This is a genomic window from Belnapia rosea (assembly GCF_900101615.1).
GTDB classification, from domain to species: Bacteria; Pseudomonadota; Alphaproteobacteria; order Acetobacterales; family Acetobacteraceae; genus Belnapia; species Belnapia rosea.
The window spans coordinates 1-1170 of record NZ_FMZX01000116.1 but is presented as its reverse complement, the minus strand read 5'-3'; the positions used below and the strand labels follow the sequence as shown (position 1 = coordinate 1170).

Genomic DNA, 1170 nt, shown 5'->3' with positions numbered 1-1170 from the left:
TGAGTCTACCCCCTTAATGCCCGGACACGGTCTCGCACTTCCGCAAGGGGTAGGCGTATGACTGTGTCTATGACTGATCCTTCGCCCAAGGTGGAGGTCATCACCTCCGTCCAGCGCCGCCGGAGATGGTCGGCGGCCGAGAAGGTGCGCATGGTCGAGGAGACCTACGCGCCAGGCGCCTCGGTGAGCTCGGTGGCCCGCCAGCACGGGGTGAACCCGAACCAGCTCTTCTCCTGGCGCCGCTTGGCGGCCGAGGGGGCCTACACCGCAGCGGCTGCGGGTGAGGAGGTGGTGCCTGCCTCCGAGCACCGGGCGCTGCAGCAGCAGGTTCGTGAGCTCCATCGGCTGCTGGGCAAGAAGACGCTGGAAGCTGAGATCCTCAAAGAAGCCTTGCAGCAGGTCGAACCCAAAAAAGATTGCTGCTGCGCACGCCCTTGCTGGCAAGGGATGGTTCGCGGTGAAGGCGGTCGCCGAAGCCCTTGGCGTCGCCCGATCCGGCCTCGCTCTATCGGCCAGACCTGCACCGCCCGGACGACGAGGTAGACCGCCCCTGCCGGAGCACGACCTCCTGGCCCGCATCAAGGAGCTGATCGCCGAGTTGCCGACCTACGGCTACCGGCGGGTCCATGCTCTCCTGCGCCAGCAAGCGGAATTGGAAGGCTGGCCTCTTCCGAACCACAAACGCGTCTGGCGCGTCATGAAAGCCCACAACCTCCTCCTGACCCGCCATGTGGGCGGGGTGGAGCGCCGCCACGACGGTCGCGTCGCCGTCGAGGCCCGCAACACCCGCTGGTGCTCGGACGGCTTCGAGATCGCCTGCGATAACGGCGAGCGCGTCCGGGTGGCGTTCACCCTTGACTGCTGCGACCGGGAGGCCATCACCTATGTCGGCACCACCGGCGGCATCACCTCTGAGCACGTGCGGGACATGATGGTCGAAGCCGTCGAGCGCCGGTTTGGCCTCGTCAACCGCCTGCCCAGTGCCATCGAGTGGCTCAGCGACAACGGCAGTTGCTACGTCGCCCGAGAGACCCAGCGGTTCGCCAGCAGCCTCGGCATGCTCCCCAGAACCACCCCACTCCAGAGCCCGCAGAGCAACGGTATGGCCGAGGCCTTCGTCCGCACATTCAAGCGGGATTATGCCCGCGTCCGGCCCTGCCCGGATGCTCA

Annotated in this window: 1 protein-coding gene; it reads left to right on the top strand. The window is 66.8% G+C overall.

Features of this window, described 5'->3' with window-relative positions:
- Positions 1–69 precede the first annotated feature (69 nt).
- A protein-coding gene (locus tag BLR02_RS30755; RefSeq protein WP_245705016.1) for an IS3 family transposase occupies positions 70–1170 on the top strand; the annotation gives its coding sequence in 2 pieces (ribosomal slippage) (positions 70–398 and positions 397–1170; 1103 coding nt annotated over the 2 pieces). This gene is flagged as partial in the annotation.